This is a genomic window from Vibrio lamellibrachiae (assembly GCF_050337265.1).
GTDB lineage: Bacteria > Pseudomonadota > Gammaproteobacteria > Enterobacterales > Vibrionaceae > Vibrio > Vibrio kyushuensis.
The window spans coordinates 375,162-393,901 of record NZ_JAKJSU010000005.1 but is presented as its reverse complement, the minus strand read 5'-3'; the positions used below and the strand labels follow the sequence as shown (position 1 = coordinate 393,901).

15 protein-coding genes are annotated in these 18,740 nt (G+C 40.9%); 4 read left to right on the top strand and 11 right to left on the bottom strand.

The window, feature by feature from the left end:
• Positions 1–47: 47 nt before the first annotated feature.
• Both L4C54_RS07340 and L4C54_RS07335 read right to left on the bottom strand, forming a co-directional pair.
• Positions 48–887, bottom strand: coding sequence for a beta-keto acid cleavage family enzyme (locus tag L4C54_RS07340; protein ID WP_428807952.1), 840 nt, complete (start codon positions 885–887; stop codon positions 48–50).
• Positions 888–912: 25 nt separating this feature from the next.
• Positions 913–2,250: an aspartate aminotransferase family protein gene (locus tag L4C54_RS07335; RefSeq protein ID WP_428807659.1), complete on the bottom strand. Its 1,338-nt coding sequence runs from the start codon at positions 2,248–2,250 to the stop codon at positions 913–915.
• Between the two features lie 225 nt (positions 2,251–2,475).
• Here L4C54_RS07335 and L4C54_RS07330 point away from each other — a divergent pair, with 225 nt between their 5' ends.
• Genes L4C54_RS07330 through L4C54_RS07320 form a run of 3 tightly spaced genes read left to right on the top strand, consistent with a single transcriptional unit; the run spans position 2,476 to position 4,546 of the window.
• The gene (locus L4C54_RS07330) at positions 2,476–2,847 is read left to right on the top strand and encodes a GntR family transcriptional regulator (RefSeq protein ID WP_428807658.1); all 372 of its coding nucleotides are present in this window, start codon (positions 2,476–2,478) and stop codon (positions 2,845–2,847) included.
• The gene (locus L4C54_RS07325) at positions 2,844–3,716 is read left to right on the top strand and encodes an ABC transporter ATP-binding protein (RefSeq protein WP_428807657.1); all 873 of its coding nucleotides are present in this window, start codon (positions 2,844–2,846) and stop codon (positions 3,714–3,716) included. The genes L4C54_RS07330 and L4C54_RS07325 overlap by 4 nt, the downstream gene beginning before the upstream one ends.
• Entirely contained in the window at positions 3,716–4,546 is an 831-nt protein-coding gene (locus tag L4C54_RS07320; RefSeq protein ID WP_428807656.1) for a hypothetical protein, read from the top strand. Before L4C54_RS07325 ends, L4C54_RS07320 begins: the two co-directional genes overlap by 1 nt.
• A 616-nt stretch (positions 4,547–5,162) precedes the next feature.
• Here L4C54_RS07320 and L4C54_RS07315 read toward each other — a convergent pair.
• From L4C54_RS07315 to L4C54_RS07295, 5 genes are read right to left on the bottom strand one after another with little or no spacing between them, the layout of a single operon-like run.
• Positions 5,163–6,266: an ABC transporter ATP-binding protein gene (locus L4C54_RS07315; RefSeq protein ID WP_428807655.1), complete on the bottom strand. Its 1,104-nt coding sequence runs from the start codon at positions 6,264–6,266 to the stop codon at positions 5,163–5,165.
• 55 nt (positions 6,267–6,321) lie between these two features.
• The gene (locus L4C54_RS07310; protein ID WP_428807654.1) at positions 6,322–8,433 is read right to left on the bottom strand and encodes an ADP-ribosylglycohydrolase family protein; all 2,112 of its coding nucleotides are present in this window, start codon (positions 8,431–8,433) and stop codon (positions 6,322–6,324) included.
• Between the two features lie 5 nt (positions 8,434–8,438).
• Positions 8,439–9,341: a carbohydrate ABC transporter permease gene (locus L4C54_RS07305; RefSeq protein ID WP_428807653.1), complete on the bottom strand. Its 903-nt coding sequence runs from the start codon at positions 9,339–9,341 to the stop codon at positions 8,439–8,441.
• Between the two features lie 3 nt (positions 9,342–9,344).
• Complete coding sequence (locus L4C54_RS07300) at positions 9,345–10,199, bottom strand: carbohydrate ABC transporter permease (protein ID WP_428807652.1); 855 nt, start codon at positions 10,197–10,199, stop codon at positions 9,345–9,347.
• 59 nt (positions 10,200–10,258) lie between these two features.
• Complete coding sequence (locus tag L4C54_RS07295; protein WP_428807651.1) at positions 10,259–11,578, bottom strand: ABC transporter substrate-binding protein; 1,320 nt, start codon at positions 11,576–11,578, stop codon at positions 10,259–10,261.
• Positions 11,579–12,119: 541 nt separating this feature from the next.
• Between L4C54_RS07295 and L4C54_RS07290 the strand changes: the two genes are divergently transcribed.
• A complete protein-coding gene (locus tag L4C54_RS07290) occupies positions 12,120–13,340 on the top strand; it encodes a ribokinase (protein WP_428807650.1) in 1,221 nt (406 codons plus the stop codon).
• 336 nt (positions 13,341–13,676) lie between these two features.
• Here the strand turns inward: L4C54_RS07290 and L4C54_RS07285 are convergent, their stop codons facing one another.
• The 4 genes from L4C54_RS07285 to L4C54_RS07270 form a co-directional block, all read right to left on the bottom strand.
• Positions 13,677–15,422, bottom strand: coding sequence for an ABC-F family ATP-binding cassette domain-containing protein (locus tag L4C54_RS07285; protein WP_428807649.1), 1,746 nt, complete (start codon positions 15,420–15,422; stop codon positions 13,677–13,679).
• A 333-nt stretch (positions 15,423–15,755) separates the two neighbouring features.
• Complete coding sequence (locus L4C54_RS07280; RefSeq protein ID WP_428807648.1) at positions 15,756–16,622, bottom strand: helix-turn-helix transcriptional regulator; 867 nt, start codon at positions 16,620–16,622, stop codon at positions 15,756–15,758.
• A gap of 347 nt (positions 16,623–16,969) precedes the next feature.
• Positions 16,970–18,118: an L-threonine dehydrogenase gene (yiaY, locus tag L4C54_RS07275; protein WP_428807647.1), complete on the bottom strand. Its 1,149-nt coding sequence runs from the start codon at positions 18,116–18,118 to the stop codon at positions 16,970–16,972.
• A gap of 301 nt (positions 18,119–18,419) precedes the next feature.
• Positions 18,420–18,695, bottom strand: coding sequence for a hypothetical protein (locus tag L4C54_RS07270; RefSeq protein WP_428799864.1), 276 nt, complete (start codon positions 18,693–18,695; stop codon positions 18,420–18,422).
• Between the last annotated feature and the right edge of the window lie 45 nt (positions 18,696–18,740).

The window sequence follows — 18,740 nt, the reverse complement described above, 5'->3', positions numbered from 1 at the left end:
GTATTTCCTTATTTCTTTGTTAGTACAGTGACTCAACGGGTAACAGGTTATTGAATAATTAGATTCCTGTATTCGTTGGCGTCATAGGTTCCAATGTTGAGTTGGGTTAATAGATCTTTCAGTTGTTTCACTTGCTGATCATTGCTAATAGCAGGGTGTCCAAATACATCTAAGTGGTTATTTTCAAACCCTATTCGAACATCTCCTCCTAAAAGCGCTGCCGCAGTAAGAGAGTGTAACTCTAGGGAGCCAAACGCGCATACCGCCCAACGGCAAGAAAGCTGTTGCAAATATGGGAAATAAGGCAACAAGTCAGTTGGGTTGGACAATAAATGGTCGTTATATCTACCTAAGACTAGCAAAAGATGATGATTTTGCTCTGGAAGTATCTGATTTTCTATGAGATCTAGGTAACGTTTAAGCTCATTAACTGAATAAACGATATATTGAGGAATGATCGATTGCTCTGCCACCCAATGGAAAAAACCTCTTGCCGTTTCATTGTGGCTATCATCGGGGATGAGTTCTTTAATAGCGAAAGAAGCCGCTTCAGGCTTCACTGCTTTAACTAATGACATCTGTTGCTCCGGCGAATATTGGCCGACTGCTTCAGTGGTCAGCTGAACTAATATGCTGGTTCCTACTCGTTCTTTTACGGCTCTATAAGTGTTGATATTGTCTTCGATCTCTAGCGAATGCTTGCCTTGTGCATCCCTTGAGTGAAGATGAACCATGGCCGCACCTTGGTGGAGACATGCTTCAACGGTATCGGCAATTTGTGTTGGCGCAATAGGCAGAGCAGAGTGTGTGCTTGTGGTCTTTGTTGCGCCATTTGGGGCAACGATGATTCCGATTGCTTTTGGTGTTACGACACTTGTCTCTGATATCACGATATTCTCCTTGGACATCAGGTTACCCTTTATTTAGTTGGCGCATTACTTTTTGCAGTGTGACGTTAAGCTTATCAACGATTTCATCCGACTGATGGTCATCAATAATAAACGGAGGTGCAAGGAGGATATGGTTACCCTGAGACCCATCAATAGTCCCCCCCATTGGGTATATCATTAAACCTTCGTCCATTGCTGTTGCTTTTAATTTTTTAGCTAGTTGATCAGATGCCGGGTGAGGCTGCTTCGATTCTTTGTCTTTAACCAGTTCAAGACCGATAAAAAGACCACGACCACGTATCTCGCCTATGTAGCTTTGATGGTTGAGAGTATCGTGTAGTTTTTCTTGCAAGCTTTGCCCTACTAGTGCGACTTGTGTGATTAGATCGTTATCTTGAATATAATTTATAGTGGCAAGGCTTGCTGCACATGCCATTGGGTGGGCCATAAAAGTATGACCATGCTGAAAGAAACCACTTCCTTGAGCAATCGTGTCGTAGATTTTACTACTCACAAGAGTTGCACCAATAGGCTGATAACCAGCCCCAAGCCCTTTTGCCATAGTGACAATATCAGGGACAATATTTTCATATTCAAAGGCGAAAAAACGCCCACTTCGACCAACGCCACACATCACTTCGTCCAGAATAAGTAAGACATCATATCGATTGCAGATTTTACGTATTTGAGAAAAGTAACCTGCGCTAGGCACGACCGCTCCAGAGGTTGCGCCAACAATAGGCTCTGCAACAAAAGCCATGACATTTTCTGCCCCTATTTCAAGTATTGAAGCTTCAAGTTCACTAGCAGAACGAAGGGCGTAGGCATCATCACTCTCTCCCTGAGCTTGAAACCGATAAGGGTAGCAAGGGTTGATATGATGCGAAGAAGGCATGATGGCTTTGAACGGATCCCGACGCCAATGATTCCCTCCAACAGATAGAGCACCAAGCGTATTACCGTGATAGCTTTGATGCCGAGCAATGAACTGAGTTTTTTGAGGTTTACCTTGCTCAAGGAAATACTGTCGGGTCACTTTTAATGCGGCTTCAACAGCCTCTGAACCACCACTTGTAAAGTAAACATGATTGAGAGAGTCGGGTGCTAACGACGCTATTTTCGTCGCTAGATCTTCCGCCACTTGGCTAGTAAAAAACCCGGTATGAGCGTAAGGGACATCATCAAGTTGGTGTTGTATGGCTTGCTTTACGTGAGCATTGTCGTGCCCTAAATTAGACACTGCCGCTCCCCCGCAGGCATCAAGGTATTTTTTACCGCGAGTATCATAAAGGTAAGCACCTCGACCGTGAGATATTGTAGGTAATGCCGACTGGCAATGACGATGAAAAATATGAGACATATCCGTAACCTTTGGACCACTGACTATTGGAGAATAGTTGAGGATTTGACGCTTTCCAGTAGCACGGAACAATTGTTTGTGACTTGATATATAGCTCACGAATAAAGTTATGCTAACAATATCTGAATCTGTCTAAATATGGTCGAAACGCTAATTTATCTTCTCATTCAACACTTGCGGTGTTATATGTATATATAACACTGAATCAGCCAAAGGAAACTACTCATGATGCATTGGCATGATCGCCAACCGATTTTTCGTCAGTTGGCTGATCAGATCACCCAACAGATACTGCAAGGCATTTGGAAAGAAGGAGAAGCTTTGCCTTCAGTACGAAGTGTTTCTGCGGATATGAAGATTAACCATTTGACGGTAATGAAAGGTTATCAATTGCTGGTTGATGAAGGGTTAGTAGAAAAGAGACGTGGTCAAGGCATGTTCGTTACCCTAGGTGCAACGCAACAGCTTCTTGCCGATGAGAAAGCCAGTTTTCTTCAACAACAAATTCCTCAAATTGCTGCCACATTACAACGTCTGGGCATGTCGCTCGAAGAGTTCAATCAGCAACTTAAACCACACATTAAAGGTGAAGAATGAGCGCATTAGTCAGTGTAAAAAACGCCTCCAAGCTTTATAGCAAACAAGGAGGGCAAAAGCAGGGTGAAGCTCTACATGACGTCAGTTTTGAACTGCAAGCTGGTCAGGTGCTTGGCCTTCTAGGTCATAATGGCGCAGGTAAATCGACGCTTATTAACGCTCTACTTGGTGCTCACGAATGCCAAGGTACGATTCGTATTAATGGTTTTGAACCTATCGCACAGCGCGACAAGATCATGCAGAGCTTATCGTATATCTCTGATGTCAACGTTTTGCCCGGTTGGATGACCGTTGCGCAGCTGCTCAGCTACTCTGAAGGGGTTCACCCTGCCTTCAACCGAAGTAAAGCGGATGAACTACTTCATCAAACCGATATCAAACCGCGTGCTCGAATTAAATCGCTCTCAAAAGGAATGAAGGTACAGCTGCATCTGGCCATTGTGATTGCGACCAATACCCAAATCCTTATCTTGGATGAACCGACGTTAGGGCTTGATTTAGTCTACCGCGATACTTTTTATCGCCACTTGCTAGAGTGGTTTCATGATGGTGAGCGCGTACTGATTATTGCAAGCCATGAAGTTGATGAGATTGAACACCTGCTTACCGATGTATTAATTCTTAAGCATGGTCGGTCTGTGCTACAAACGTCGATGGAAAGCATCAGCGAAGATTACTTCATCCTTGATGCCAGCGACGAGCATCGTGTGCAGGTTGAAGCTTTAAAACCACTCTCTTCACAAAAGGGGCTAGGTACAACTAGGTGGCTGCTCTCATCTCAACATGCAGAACAAGTGGACGGGCTTGGTGATATTTATGGCGTTAAGTTATCCGATCTATTTTTGGCCTTGCAGAAGGAGGCAGCGTAATGCGTTCAATCTTAGCTATGATGCGTAAAGAGTGGTTAGAAAATCCATTAGTGACGCGTATTCCTTTATTCATGTTTGCTTGCGGTCTACTACTGTTTATTAGCTTAATTACTAGCTCAACCTTGCAGCATAATATGTTTTTCCAAATGAGCTTTAGCGGTGATGTTAGTGATATCCATAAAGAGTTGGGTGACGACGTCAATATGCTCGTCGCGGGCGGTGTGGGGTTATTATCCATCTTGATGAGTGTGCAATATTTCCCAAGAACACTGCGTAAAGAACGCTCTGAGGGGAGTATTATGTTTTGGCGCAGTATGCCAGTCAGTGATATTAAAACTCACTTAGTGAAGCTAGCTTTTGGTTTATTAGTCATTCCTTTGGTCTGTTCGATACTGGTCTTTTCTGCAGATTTAATGTTGTGGGTTTTGAACATATCCACTGATCATCAGCTGGCTCTGTTGTATCGTCAAGCATCATTAGGTTACGTGTTGCTGAACTGGATAGAGTTTTTATTTAGAATGATCGTAGCAGGGGCTCTGCTGTTGCCTCTAGCACTCGTAGCGATGGCGATATCACAGAAAGTGAACTCGCCGCTTCTGGTGATCTTAATTGCCGTTTACGCACTGCGCTGGATGCCAATAGCAATGTTCAATAACTATGGATTAGATCAGTTCTTCTCTGAAATATTCTACTTACCACTGCACGCTATTCTTGCGCCAAACCCATTTAGCGCCATTCCTGAAGCGGGTTGGATAAATGTTGCTATTTACGCTGTCATCGGTGTATTAGCATGGTTAGCGAGCCTTAAATTTAGCCGAACAGTCAGTTAGATTAAACAGCAGACGAAGCGGGGGGCCCTCGCTTTTGCTCCTTTTGAAAATATACGTGGCTTAGACTGACGTTACGTGGTCGCCGAGATAGATCACTTATTTATTGAACAATCAAATGATATCGAAGGTGACTGGTATGACATTATATACCAGTCACCTTTGATAACCTCTCACATGACCGATATTAGAGTAAGCTCAATAGAGAGATTAATTTGAGGTAATAATGATGATGAAGGTCATGATTGGATTGTTACTGTTTTCTCAATATGCATTTTCAGAAGTGTTCATCACACATTGCTGAGATAGACCTCCTGAGCTAAACGTAATTGAGAATGGCTGCAGTGGCCCCCAGAGCAAAACTGCCATCCGAATTAGTCGTAAATGACGATAAAGATTGAAGCTGCCCTTGCACTTTCTCGCTAGAATGAACCAACTGTAACGATTTTGTACTGAAGTATGCTACACGCTTTACTAATATAGAAAGGCATGGATTGCTTCAAGTATTGAATAGCTACCGACTCAACGCCTTCTTAGCTACCTCAGGCATTCCCTGATAAGCATAAGTTTAAACGATACGCAAACGCGTACCGTTAGCTTTAGCCTAAACACAATATAACTACGTTATATTTCTTAACGACTCTCCACTAGATGAGCAAAACAAATGGATGTCATCTAACGAAAATCTCAACTCTAATTCATCACTGTCTTTAACTGAATGATTGGCATCTACCTCGACAATAAAATTCTGGTCGCCAATTAATGAGTCTATTTGAATTGTGGGACCAAGTAATTCACTTGTTACCACAGTGCTTTTAATTCTCAACATCGGTTCATCACTAGCACTCTCGCCGGCTGTAGATACATCCATAGGGCGCACACCAAAAGTTACATCTTGCCCATCAAGCAGAGTTTTAAACTTCGCCTTTGGCAACTCAATTGATTGCTTACCAAGTTTCAACTGTAATATATCCTGGCTTTCTTCTACTTTTGCATGTAGCAAGTTCATATTTGGCGTACCAATAAAACCTGCAACAAATGCATTAATTGGATTTTGGTAAATTTCTTTCGGTGTTCCAATCTGCTCGATTACCCCATCGCGTAAAATTACCACTCTATCAGCTAATGTTAATGCCTCTATTTGGTCATGAGTAACGTAAATAGTCGTTTTATTCAGTCGCTTATGAAGTGCTTTGATCTCATGTCTCATTTGCCCACGCAACTTAGCATCAAGATTTGAAAGCGGTTCGTCAAACAAGAACACATCTGGTGTTCGCACCATAGATCTCCCCATTGCTACCCTTTGTCTTTGTCCACCGGAAAGCGCTTTAGGCTTACGCTGAAGATAGGGAGTAAGCTCTAATATTTCGGCTGCCCACTGCACCTTTTTATCCACCTCTTCATCACATAGTTTACTAATCCTTAATCCAAAAGCGATGTTCTCGTATACGGTCATATGCGGGTAAAGGGCGTAACTTTGAAAAACCATTGCGATATTACGATCACCGGGTGACAAATCATTTACTATACGATCCCCAATAGAGATCTCTCCATCCGTTATATCTTCCAACCCCGCTAGCATACGCAACGTAGTTGATTTACCACAGCCTGACGGGCCTAGTAATACAATGAACTCGCCATCCTTAACATCAAGGTTGAAGCCTTTGACAATTTGAGTGTCACCAAAGGACTTATTTACATTGTTGAATGATAGTGTTGCCATCTTGTACTCCAATCGGTTTATTAGGGCATGAAAACATGCCCTAACCTTATATTAGTTAAAGAGATTTAACTTCGATGCCACTGAACGTAATTGGACCCATTGAGTTATAAACACCAACTAAGCCACATTCAAAGGTGCTTGCCATATCATTATCTGTAATGTTGAAAACCTCTTGATCACCGATATGGCCGATAAAATGGTTGCCCTCTACTTTCAGACTAAATAGGTACCCGGTATGCGTACTCCACGGGAAGTTCTCTTCGGTAATCACTGTTCTTTCATCATAGTGATAACGAACCAACTGAGCTTTATCATCATGGGTCAGTTCGAGTACATAATATCGAGTCAGGCCACGATAACGTGCTATCAAACCGAAATTTTCCTTGAGCTCAGAGACAAGATTTGTTTGACACTGGTAGTCAGTCCAATCTTCACTACCGTGAACAAATACACCTGCATCACTACGGTCATTATTGATAATTGATACTGATTTTCTGTTAGGAAATTTTCTTAACTGATCAGTTGTTTTAATCCAACTATTTTCCCAGAAGTCAGAGAGTTCTTCCGTCCCGACCATCAATTCCATGTTTGGTGAGCCACTCCAATCCAGTTCATGTAGGTTCAGAATTCCACTCTTACCTATATCAGTCGAGTTAAATAGCTCGATACCAATACTTCGAATCAAGTGAGACCCTACGGAGGGAATTATCCATTCAATTTTTTGTTCTGAGTCGATAACGTAGTCATCTGAATAGATGATGTGGCTGGATAATTCGCTATCGTATGTCTCAATGTAGAATCGAACATTAGCTTGACCATTATCACTTTGACAAGTTGAAAGCGTCGCTTTAACTGTTTGACCAGAGTAAAGAGTCGGGCAACCTAGTGTATGGTAGCGTTCTTTAACCAGTACCTCTCTGTCAGTATGTGTCGCCGTACTAACTCTCGCAGGAACACCTTTTATAAGGTGAGCATATTCAATTGTAAGTTTTTTACCTGTGTTAGATAGACGTACATTTGGTGATAAGTCTTGATGACTCAGTGCCATAAACCCTTGCAAGGACCCTGGGAGTGAAAAGTGAAACTTGGCAGCCCTTGGTACTATTTCATTAAGATGTAACTTGGACGCAATACGGTAAAACTTATCCGTTTGTTGTACAGCGTCTGACACATTCTGATAGCTGCTTCCACTTGGAAGGTAGAAACGGTCACATACAGGGGTTCTCCAATCATAACCATCATCTAGTGCTGTTAACCCTAGACGAATTCCATTGATACAACCTACATTTGCCGCGTTACAATCCGTATCCCATCCTAAGGTGTTCACTATCTTCATCGACTTGTGGAAGCTATCACCAGCATACAACAGCGATAGAATGATCAAGCCATGATTGGGCATAACATGACAATTCCCCGGGTATTTATCATAGCCATAGTTCTCTTTGAGAAGTTCAAATGCGGCTCGCCAGTTGTTTGGATCCGCTTCATACCATCCACGAATATCTGCAATCATAGTTGAAATTGCACAGTCACTAGGGATGTAAGACAGGCCCAAATCAATCAGGGTATTAAGATCTTTCTCTACAAACGCTTGTGCTTCCATCGCTGCAATCAAGCACGCAGCATGTACAGCTTCACCGTCGTGACTCACAAGGCCGGCTTCGCGAGCAAGTTGTACAGCTTTATCTGGCATTGCAGGACAAAGCATAGCCCAACCATCTATAAATATCTGCGCACCAATCTGTTCCGCTACGGCATGACCATTTTGTTCAATAGACCCACTAGCCGGTGCTTCGATACCACGCTTTAGATTTAACCAAGCCGTATGTTCCGTCGACATTCCCATGCCACCCCACCACAATATGGTTTGATGCTCGATAAGGTAGTCAACCCATGTTTGACCTATATGTTTGGCTGAGAAATCAGGTCTAAATAAATGGTCTTCTAGTGCATGTGCAAATAAAAATGTGCCTGTAATGTCATCATCACTTACTATCAGAGGAACGCCAACTTGCTCATGGACATAACGGTTTATGTCACCAAACTGAGCCGTTATTTCTTCATAGCTCCAGCCTTCAAAAGGCCTTCCTACATATACACCAATAATCTTGCCGACGATGCCAGCATATAATTTTTCATAATAATCAGATGGAAATTGAATACTCATTTTTATTACCCTTTTACTGAACCGCCAACTAAACCTTCCACAAAACGCTTTTGCAAAAGAACAAAAAAGAAGATGACAGGCGCAATTAAGATCATTGCTCCGGCCATCAAAATGCCAGAATCATTACCGTATGTGCCTTGTAAGGAAAAGAAGGCAACTATTGCAGATGATTTTTCCGTGCCTTGCATGAAAATGCTAGACAACAAGAACTCATTCCACGCTCCAAGGCCAACGATTAACGACACTGTCAAAAGCCCAGGTGCTACCATAGGAATTAAAACCCGTCTTAGCACCTGCCATGGAGACGCCCCTTCAATTTGAGCACTCTCCTCAAGTTCCACAGGAATTGCTGCAAAGTAGGTTCGAAGAATAAAAGTAGCGAATGGGATTTGTGTCACCGCGTAGATAAGTGCCAAACTTAACTGATTGTTTAAAATATTTAATTCTGCGTAAGTAAAATACAGAACAAACATAAATAGCTGGGATGGTACGGTCATCACAGCCATCAGCCAAAGCATGATCATTTGCCAGCTTCTAACGAGTTTTCTTGCGAGCACCCAAGCTAGCGGAGTAGCTAATACGAGCACTATAGAAATAGTGTAAAGCGCTACCATAATGCTATTTGGTATTGTTGATGAAAAGTGTGCATAATTCCAAGCGTTAGAAAAGTTACTCCAAGCTATATCACTGGGTAATGCCAAGGGATTAGATGTAATATCAGCATTAGACTTAAAACTATTAATCACCATTAAAGCAATGGGAAACAAAGTCACAAACGAAACGAATACCAACGCAATATGACTTAACCATATAGATAAGCTTTTCGTATTTTTCCGTTTTCGAGTCGATAATCCTTCTCTAAATACCTTTTTTTCCGTCCTAATCACCTGTTCAGAATTGATAGACATTATTTAGTTCTCCTCTCTCTGGAAAAATATATAGGCTGCTGTCGAAATCAATCCAAAGAAGCTAATAACAACTGAAATTGCTGCTGCTCCACCTACATCGAACTCCTGGAATGCCCGCTTATAAGACAACGTTGCCAATAACTCTGACGAGTTAGCTGGACCCCCTCCGGTTAAAACAAAAACATAGTCAAAGGCTAAAAATGACCAGATAACTGACAGCGAAAGAATGAGTAAAATCGTAGGTTTAATAAATGGCATAATAATGCGGGTCACAATTTGATAAAAACTCGCACCATCCACCTTAGCTGCTTCAATTTGCTCCTGATTTATTTGCCTCATGGCGGCAAAGAAAATGATGGCAACGAAGCCCCACCAATGCCACATATCTACTACGATTACACCAAATAATGAAGTGGCAGGGTCTGAGAGAGGATTTTGCAATACCCTTTCACCTTCAAACATCACCTTGTTTATATAGCTAAAAACACCAGAGACTGGGCTATAAATCATATCTCGCCAGATTGTTGCGTTAATAACAGATGCGAGTAGGTATGGAATCAAAAATATTGATTGATAGATTATTTTTCCTTTTTTTACTAGCATTAAAAGCGCTGAAATAAAGACACCAAAAATAACGGGAATAGTTATAAATAAAAATGTCCAAACGACATTATTCCAAAGAACACCCAAAAAGGATTCATCGGTAAACAACATTTCAAAGTTCTCAAGACCCACCCACAAAGGAGTACCAAAGCCATCCCAGTCGGTAAAGGAAATGTAAACCGTAAATAAAGCGGGCACGACTATCATCAAAAAATTGATAGCGAGCGCTGGTACAACCCAGTATTTTACATTCATAAGTTATCTCGCTCTAAAAACAGGCATACATGTGTACGCCTGTTTTTTTGGGGGGAGGGCTAGCTACCTACAGGTGCAGGGATAGTAGGAACTTCGCCACGTTTTAGTTCACGTTGAAAGGTTTTATCAAGATCATTGACAAATTTATCCATAGTCATCTTTTCAAGCCAGACGGCTTCAATATTTTCAATAATAAATTGACGACTTCTAGGCGGAAAGAACGTCCAAGTAGCAAGGCCTATATTGCCTACATCCATTGCATTAACGACTTCTGTCACATGCTCATAGAAAGCGGGGTGCACATTCTCTTTAAATGCGTCTAACGGAAGCTCTTCTAAAGGCACTAACCATTCTCCCGGCCAAACACTTGCCATATCAACAAATGTTTCCTTAGAAAGAAGTTTATCTAAGACAAACGCTGCTCCGTCTTTATTTTTCGAATTAGCATTGATAGAGAAAGCTGCGCCAATGGCAATTGAATAATTAGGATAGGTTGAATCCGAGCAAAGTGCTGGTAGCGGAGCTACGCCTATATTGTCTCGGTGCTCCTCCTTGATGAACTGAAATGCCCAGGTGCCAGATATGGTCATTGGATAGACTTCCTGCTCCATCCCCGCAATCATTTCATCTATATTCAGAGAAAAGTAATCATCTTTAGTAAAGGATTCTTTGAACCAATCATCAACAATATCAAAACTTTCTCTCACTTCTGGTGATGACCACTTTATCTTTCCTTTCAATACATCATGAAATTGTTGTGAATTTAGGCAACTTGCTTGTATAGCAGAGACATAATGCTCATTATTTCCCTGCCAACCTTTATTACCGGCAGCGAACGGCATGTAACCAGCCTCTCGCACTTTCACTTTAAGAGATTCAAGCTCACTCTTTGTTGTTGGTACATCCCAGTTGTTATCTTTAAACATTTTTTTATTGTAAAAAACACCTAAGCTTTCGAATGTTTTTGGTAATCCGTAAAGAGTATTATCAACTTTAAGTGAATCCATCATCACTTCTTGGTACTTGTTCGTCCAACCATATTTTTTAGCATACTCATCTAAAGGCTCTACCTTTCGAGAAGTTACAAGTCTTTTTAAAATAGTAGGCCCTTCGGTCATAAATATATCAAAGGTATCTTGACTAGCCATTAACGCCATCTGGGTTTTAACACCAACATCACCATAATATTCAATTTTTACATTGTATTCATCCTGTGAATTATTGAACGGAGTTATAAACGTATCTTGTAGAGCCTGTTGGTGTCTAGGTTCTGCATTCTCATACCAAATTGTTATATCTTCTTTAGCAAGCACACTCCCTATACTGCCGATTATTACAGCACAGGATATTGAATTAATAATGAATTTTGGTGAGTTCATTTTATTCTCTCTATTATTATAATTTAATGAGGACTGGGTTTCCTCATATATTCATCAAATGCAAATTGAAAATGAAATCTACATTTAACGCTGTTATTGGATATTTAACCTAACAATTACTTTAATGAAGCCAGAGCATAAAAGCTGCATTAAAACTCACAAATAGAAAATCAACATGGACATAGAATGTCCTTCACATATAACTAAAAACAAATCAACATCACAATTCGGCCTAGTAAATACAAAGATGGCGATTCATAAGCAAGTCATAGGTGATTAAGTTATATTATTGATATAAATGAATAATGTATGAATAAATCAAGCGAAAATGAATAATAATATCGATGCAGCTATATATCTTGAACCATCAACAATTTCCAACTCACTAATAAAAGAATCACACTCGTTAACAATGTGTAACAAATAGTCTACGCGCCATCACTCAAAGTGGACATTAAATGTCCATTGCGGTTATATTTTTGTGTAATGCTTTAGATAATATTAATTCTATTATGACTATATTATTGATTAAGGGGGCGTCATGGACAAATACACTAGAATTAACACCATTAGAATCTCACTGTTAAAAGATAAGATAATTTACACACGTGACCTAGAAAAACGCTTCAATGTTACTGGAAGGACAATTCGTAGAGATCTACTGAACTTACAGAAATCAGGGATAGCGGAGTTAATATTTGGTGGCGCCAAACTTATTGAATCAAATAATAAAACTCTATTTAGAGATATAGGAATAAAAAATATTATGTCTAAACTTGTAGAAAAGTACCCTGAATCATTAAACATTGATCCAAGAGATGAAAATAGTGAAATAGGTGTTTACGTTCTGGGATCATTTAATATTGATATCGTTTCAGAAGTGATAGACTTCCCGAAAGTAGGTCAAACTATTCATTCACTTTCAACCAATTTTTATGCTGGAGGTAAAGGGTCTAACCAAGCAACAGCAGCTAGTATTGTTTGTGATAACGTACATCTAGCAGTGAAAATTGGAAACGATTCGTTCGGCCTGAAAGCTAGAGACTATTTTGCTGGAACTAATATCCGATCAAAAACGATACTTGAAGATGATGAATTGCCGACAGGTAATGCGATGATCATCGTTTCTCAAGAAACTGGCGACAACATAATTACCATTGACCTTGCTGCCAACCAAAACATCCACTCTGTTGAGTTAATGAATGAATTCGCCTTAATAGAGCGTTCAAAGATTTTTCTGACCCAATTGGAAAATAACTTTGAAATTACACGCCTAGCTATTGAACACGCTAGTCGCACACCAGCTACAGTCATGGTCAACCCAGCGCCTTATCAAGACAGTATAAAAAGCATAATGCACCTAATTGATATCATTACCCCAAATGAAACTGAAGCTCATGATTTATCTGGAATTGAAGTAATTGATCTCGAAAGTGCAAAAGAGGCCGCTCTTGAAATATATAAAATGGGTCCAAAGATTGTAGTCATCACTCTAGGCGCAAATGGATCACTACTTTTTAATGGCAACAACTTCCAACATTTCAAACCATTTAAAGCGGTAGTCAACGATACTAGTGGAGCAGGTGATTCATTTAATGGATCTCTCGCGGCCAGCCTCGCTAATGGGGAAAGTCTTGAATTTTCGTTAAAATATGCGTCTGCATTTGCATCTTTGGCTGTTGAACGTAAAGGAGCTTCAAATATGCCAGACTCATCGTTGGTTGAGGCTAGGTTAAGTATGGAATCAGTTGGGGCAATATAAAATAATAAGAACTCTTAAACACGAACGAATCAGCAATGCCTTAACATAGTCGATTCGTTCTATTTAATTTAAATGTATGTATTTATTTTGGAAGTCAACCTACTGTCAAACTTGTAGTGGATTAACAAATTTGGTCACATAGTTAGATGAGGAAAAATAAGTCAAAGTGCAGGACTTGAAACTAGCCATAATCCCACTCTCTCTCATTTCGGGGCACTTTTAATTAAGCAAATACCAATAGCTATTTTTCTGGTGTAAAAAAGGCTACCCATACAACATGCAGGGTAGCCAATTAGTTGTACCGTTAGTCATAATTATGTGTATGACTGCTCTTGCTTAAAGTTGACTATTAATGGCGACAATTTCTTCTCGCCACTGTTTTTGTAAACTTGGTTTTTGATGCTTAGGTCTTCGCTGTAAATCGTTTTCCAATAGTGACTCAAGTTGTAGCAAACGCTTTAATAGCTGGTCCTCTTCTGATGGTTCTTCACTTAGGGTAGGGGCTGCTTTTTTAACTATCGGCTCATTACTGACGATTGAATGTTCACTTCGAACAGTAAGTTGCAGGTAGACCTCTTCCACTGATAAGTATTCCGTTAGAGTCCCATTTTGAATTAGCCAGAAACGATTACAGCTTTGTTCTATTAAGCTACGATCATGACTGACCAGAACCGTTGCCCCATCGAATTCATTAAGCGTTTCAATCAGCTCCTCTTTTCCTTCCATGTCTAAATGGTTGGTAGGCTCATCAAGAAATAGCAGGTGATACCTTGCAAGTGTCAGCCCAACGAACAGTAATCGTGCTCTTTCGCCACCGCTCAGTGATGAGATTTGTTGACCATGCCTGACATACTTAAAACCAGCATTAATTAATGCTCGCTTACTTTGCTCGGTATTGATTGAAGCAAATTGACTTAAAGCATCAGTCAGTGTGTCTTCATCATTAAGCTGCTCAAGTGACTGATCGTAATAACCTAAACGACAGCGCTCATGAAAAGTAATAGAGCGCTCTGAACCATTTAAGGAGCCTGCATCTTCTGCTTGTTCTAGAAGGTAATGCCGATGTAGGAAATTCAGTAGTGTTGATTTACCACACCCGTTACTGCCTAAAATTGCAATCCGATCACCGCTTTTAATGCGTAAATTGGGCATATTAAACAGTGCGAGTGAGCTTTGTGGTGGCTTTATGGTAAAAGGGGCGATCTCGATTAAACGATTTGCAGCCAACGCCTCTCCTTGAAGCTTCAAACGCCAGGGCGGACCTTCGCTAACTTCTGTTTGCTCTTCTTCCAAACGCTCTTTTCTGGCAAACATGGTTTTTGCTTTGCGAGCCAAATCTTCGTTGTCGTATACCTTGCCCCACACCGCTAGGCGTTTGGCGCTTTTCTCTATACGGTCGATTTCTTTTTGCTCACTAAGGTGACGAGCTTGGTCTTGCATATCTTTCTCAACCAGTGCTTCTCTTGCTTTAGAACATGGCAAAGCAAAGTGGTGAAGAGATTGGTCACGCATAACCCATGTTGTATTGGTTACCGAATCAAGCAAGGTTTGATCGTGAGAAACCAACACAAATGATCCCTTCCACCGCAACAGAAATTGCTCTAACCACATAAGAGAGGGTAGATCTAAGTGGTTACTTGGCTCATCGAGTAACAACAAATCGGGATCTTTGATTATTGCTCTGGCAAGTAAAAACCGCATTTGTTGACCGCCACTGCAATTAACCACTGGCATATTCCAAGTCGATTCAGAAAAGCCTAATTCGGATAGAAGTAATTCTGCACGCCATTGCTCTCCCTCATCTAAGGTTTCGGCTAATGCAGTTAGAACGGTTTTAAACTTCAGTTCGTCAGGAATGTGTTGTTCAACATAACTTAGAAGGCACTGTTTGGCTTTCGAGATATGCCCTTCACTGGGTTCGTATTGCCCATCCAACAGCTTAAGCAGTGAACTTTTGCCACAACCATTATGTCCGATAAGGCCAATTTTATCGCCACGATTAACGGTGATAGACAGCTCTTTGAATAGTGCGCTAGAGGTGTAGGAAAGTGTAAGGGATTGTGCTGTTAAAAAAGTACTCATAATTGTCTCAAGAATTTTGGGCGTAAGACGCCATTGTCTGGGTTGACAATAATTCTTCGAGCTTGAGGGGAACTACTCGTGTAACGTTTTCTGTAAAGGTAATTATTCGCTCAAGTCGAGATTATCGCAACGCGATATCAGTAACTATTGAGCGAGCTGTAATGCCAAATAAACGTGGGTTGATTGAAGACCACAAAGACATAGATTCCTCCTTAGATTAATTGTGAAAATGTATCCATTTTCGATTATTCGGTAACCATAATTCTATTGTTGTTTTGAGCAAAGTAAAGAAATTTGAAATCTAAACATGCGTACTTGCTACTCAGTACTATATTAGTGAAAACTTTCAGCGCGGTAGTGATGACGCTGATATTGTTTTGGTGTTAGACCAAAGGCTGCTTTAAATAAGCGAATGAAGTGCGAGATATTGTCGTAACCCACTGCCATTGCTGTGTCGGTAACCGACGAGTGGCCTAGCAATAACTTGGCTTGATCTAATTTTAAATCCTTGAGGTATTCCTTTGGTGTTTTATCCATAATCGCCTTAAAACGTTGGCTGAAGTTGGATGAAGACATACCCACTTCTTCTGCCACATCTGACACCGTCATCACTTTACCAAGATCAGAATTCATAAGCCGTACAGCTCGATTAATCGGATGATGATTATGGTTTCGAATGATATCAAAGCACCCTTGCTGTTTTACAAGCTCATAGACCATTTCTTGGCTGTTTAAGTTGAGTAAGAAAGGGATGTTTACATCGTTATTATTTAAAATTTCTAGAGTGCGTTGATGCAAAGTACTCATTCGACCGGACACTTTATTGTGTTGAAACTGTGAGTAATTCAAATCACTGAGTGTATTGAGCTCTAAGTTGTCTGATACCAGCTGTAAAACGCCATCAATGATTCGATCGTTAAATTCATAGACCAAGGCTTGCGTTGATTTTGGCATCGACATGTAGACACAAGAATCAGGCGGCAATAACACGAACTCATCTTTATGGTATTGAAAGCTTTGAGATTGATTCACGCTGACCTCTTTTGCACCATTCAATATGGTACATAAGCGTGGTTGGTTATAGGTATGGTACTCGTCTTGAAAAAATTGAGGCAGCTCGTAGTAGAGCAGGTTAATGTCATTGGTCGTAATGGCGTACTCTCGTTCTGCTACTCGGCTGAAATTTTTTATAGTTTTCATCGTTAAATCTAGGTGATAGCAATAAGCAATTTTCGATAGTAGTCAGCGAAGGTCGTTAATTCTATGATCTAGATTAGCTCGGTAACAGACAAAAAGACCCCACAGCCATAACTGTGGGGTCTCTATCACTTCAAACGTAATTCGTTATTACCTAACCTCTGCACGGGATAATTTAAGCCAGTCAGCCCAGCTTCTTTAGTATCTAACTTCGTTAAAATCAACACAATAGACTAGCTATTGACTTATGATTTTGCCTTGTTATCCAACTAAATTAGCCACACTGACTTATGAATTAGCCCAAGCGATGAAAGTTCGATTATTGTCGACTTTCTTATCCCGAGCTGAGGTTACATGGCATGAGAGAGTATTTTCACGATCTCTTCATGTGTTGCTTGTTTTGGATTGGTGAAACCACACACGTCTTTCAGCGCGTTCTCAGCAAGTGTGTTGAAGTCATCGACCTTCACACCTAACTCTTCCAAGCCAGCAGGGATTGAGACATCTTGAGATAGCTGTCGAATAGCGTTTAGACCGGCTTCTGCGGCTTTTTCACTAGTCATTCCCTCAACGTTAACACCCATTGCTTTTGCAACATCACCAAGGCGTTCTGGGCTAACTTGCGCGTTGTACTCTTGTACATGAGGCAACAAAATCGCGTTACATACGCCATGAGGAAGGTCATAGAATCCACCAAGCTGGTGAGCAATAGCGTGTACATAACCAAGAGAAGCGTTGTTAAACGCCATACCCGCCATGAACTGTGCGTAAGCCATGTTGTCTCGCGCTTTAATATCATCACCGTTGGTCACAGCTTGGCGAAGGTTTGCTTGAATCATCTCAATGGCTTTGATTGCAACGGCATCAGTAACGGGCGTTGCAGCAGTCGAAACATAAGCTTCAACGGCGTGGGTTAGCGCGTCCATCCCTGTCGCGGCGGTTAATGATGCGGGCTTATCGAGCATTAGCTCTGGATCGTTGACTGACATGATTGGTGTCACGTGTTTATCAACAATAGCCATTTTAATGTGATGCTCTTCATCGGTAATGATACAGAATCGTGTCATTTCTGAAGCAGTACCAGCGGTTGTGTTGATTGCGATAAGTGGCGCTTGTGGTTTAGCTGATTGATCAAGGCCTTCGTAATCTTTGATTTCGCCGCCGTTAGTTGCAAGCAAAGCAATGCCTTTCGCACAATCATGCGGAGAGCCGCCACCTAAAGAGATCACACTGTCGCAGTTTGCTTCTTTAAACATGGCAAGGCCATCATTGACGTTAATTATAGTTGGGTTTGGCTTTGTTTCATCATAAACCACACATTCAACGTCAGCTTCTTTTAGTAGGGTAGTCACTTTAGCAACTAGGCCGATTTGCACTAATACATTATCTGTCACGATAAGCGGTTTTTTGTACCCATAAGATTGAATACTTGTCACTGCTTCTTTTAAGCAACCTTCACCAATCACGTTCACTGCCGGTATGTAAAATGTGCTAGACATGTTTTTTGCTCCAGATTTAATAAGTAATTTGGTCGAGAAGACACGTTGGTTATCCCTCTTAATGATTGGAGTCTATCAACCTGTATTTTTCTCAACTAGCTGGTATTTTACGAAAGTAGTCCGTTTTTAATATCTTCAGCTCAACCCTTGAATTAGCGCGATTTTTCTTGATATGCCTCAATCTTTTAGTGTAGAAAACGGCGTTTGAATAAAGGGTAAACGGGCAGGCATAAAAAAGAGCAACGATAATAGGCATCATTGCTCTGTACCCAATAAAACAATCCCTACAAGGATCTATAGACTAGAGACTTAACTCGGCTGGAATAACAGTTGCTTGCTCATCTAATTCAATTTGGGTTAAAAAACTGTTGCTGTGCTCTTTACACAGTGGCACAACGAATAGGGCTTCTTCGCTAAACGCGGATTGTTTTACTAATACACCGTGGTGGTGCTCGTTCGTGCAATTATGTTCAGCACAAAAGCTATACTGGCTCTGGTTAAAATGCTTCCAGTAACTTAGCCAATGCTGCTTGGATTCCTCACTTAGATTCTCGTTGAATGCGTTCGTCACAATCATTATTTTGTCCTGTTGATTAGCTTGGAATCCATATTACCTGCGAGT

Bases quoted from the DNA above. Each gene is read 5' to 3' on its own strand.
- L4C54_RS07305 (WP_428807653.1), bottom strand. From the start codon at position 9,341: ATGTCTATCAATTCTGAACAGGTGATTAGGACGGAAAAAAAGGTATTT.
- L4C54_RS07320 (WP_428807656.1), top strand. From the start codon at position 3,716: ATGCGTTCAATCTTAGCTATGATGCGTAAAGAGTGGTTAGAAAATCCA.
- L4C54_RS07270 (WP_428799864.1), bottom strand. From the start codon at position 18,695: ATGATTGTGACGAACGCATTCAACGAGAATCTAAGTGAGGAATCCAAG.
- L4C54_RS07335 (WP_428807659.1), bottom strand. From the start codon at position 2,250: ATGTCTCATATTTTTCATCGTCATTGCCAGTCGGCATTACCTACAATA.
- L4C54_RS07295 (WP_428807651.1), bottom strand. From the start codon at position 11,578: ATGAACTCACCAAAATTCATTATTAATTCAATATCCTGTGCTGTAATA.
- L4C54_RS07330 (WP_428807658.1), top strand. From the start codon at position 2,476: ATGATGCATTGGCATGATCGCCAACCGATTTTTCGTCAGTTGGCTGAT.
- L4C54_RS07290 (WP_428807650.1), top strand. From the start codon at position 12,120: ATGGACAAATACACTAGAATTAACACCATTAGAATCTCACTGTTAAAA.
- L4C54_RS07315 (WP_428807655.1), bottom strand. From the start codon at position 6,266: ATGGCAACACTATCATTCAACAATGTAAATAAGTCCTTTGGTGACACT.
- L4C54_RS07300 (WP_428807652.1), bottom strand. From the start codon at position 10,199: ATGAATGTAAAATACTGGGTTGTACCAGCGCTCGCTATCAATTTTTTG.
- L4C54_RS07285 (WP_428807649.1), bottom strand. From the start codon at position 15,422: ATGAGTACTTTTTTAACAGCACAATCCCTTACACTTTCCTACACCTCT.
- L4C54_RS07280 (WP_428807648.1), bottom strand. From the start codon at position 16,622: ATGAAAACTATAAAAAATTTCAGCCGAGTAGCAGAACGAGAGTACGCC.
- L4C54_RS07310 (WP_428807654.1), bottom strand. From the start codon at position 8,433: ATGAGTATTCAATTTCCATCTGATTATTATGAAAAATTATATGCTGGC.
- yiaY (WP_428807647.1), bottom strand. From the start codon at position 18,118: ATGTCTAGCACATTTTACATACCGGCAGTGAACGTGATTGGTGAAGGT.
- L4C54_RS07325 (WP_428807657.1), top strand. From the start codon at position 2,844: ATGAGCGCATTAGTCAGTGTAAAAAACGCCTCCAAGCTTTATAGCAAA.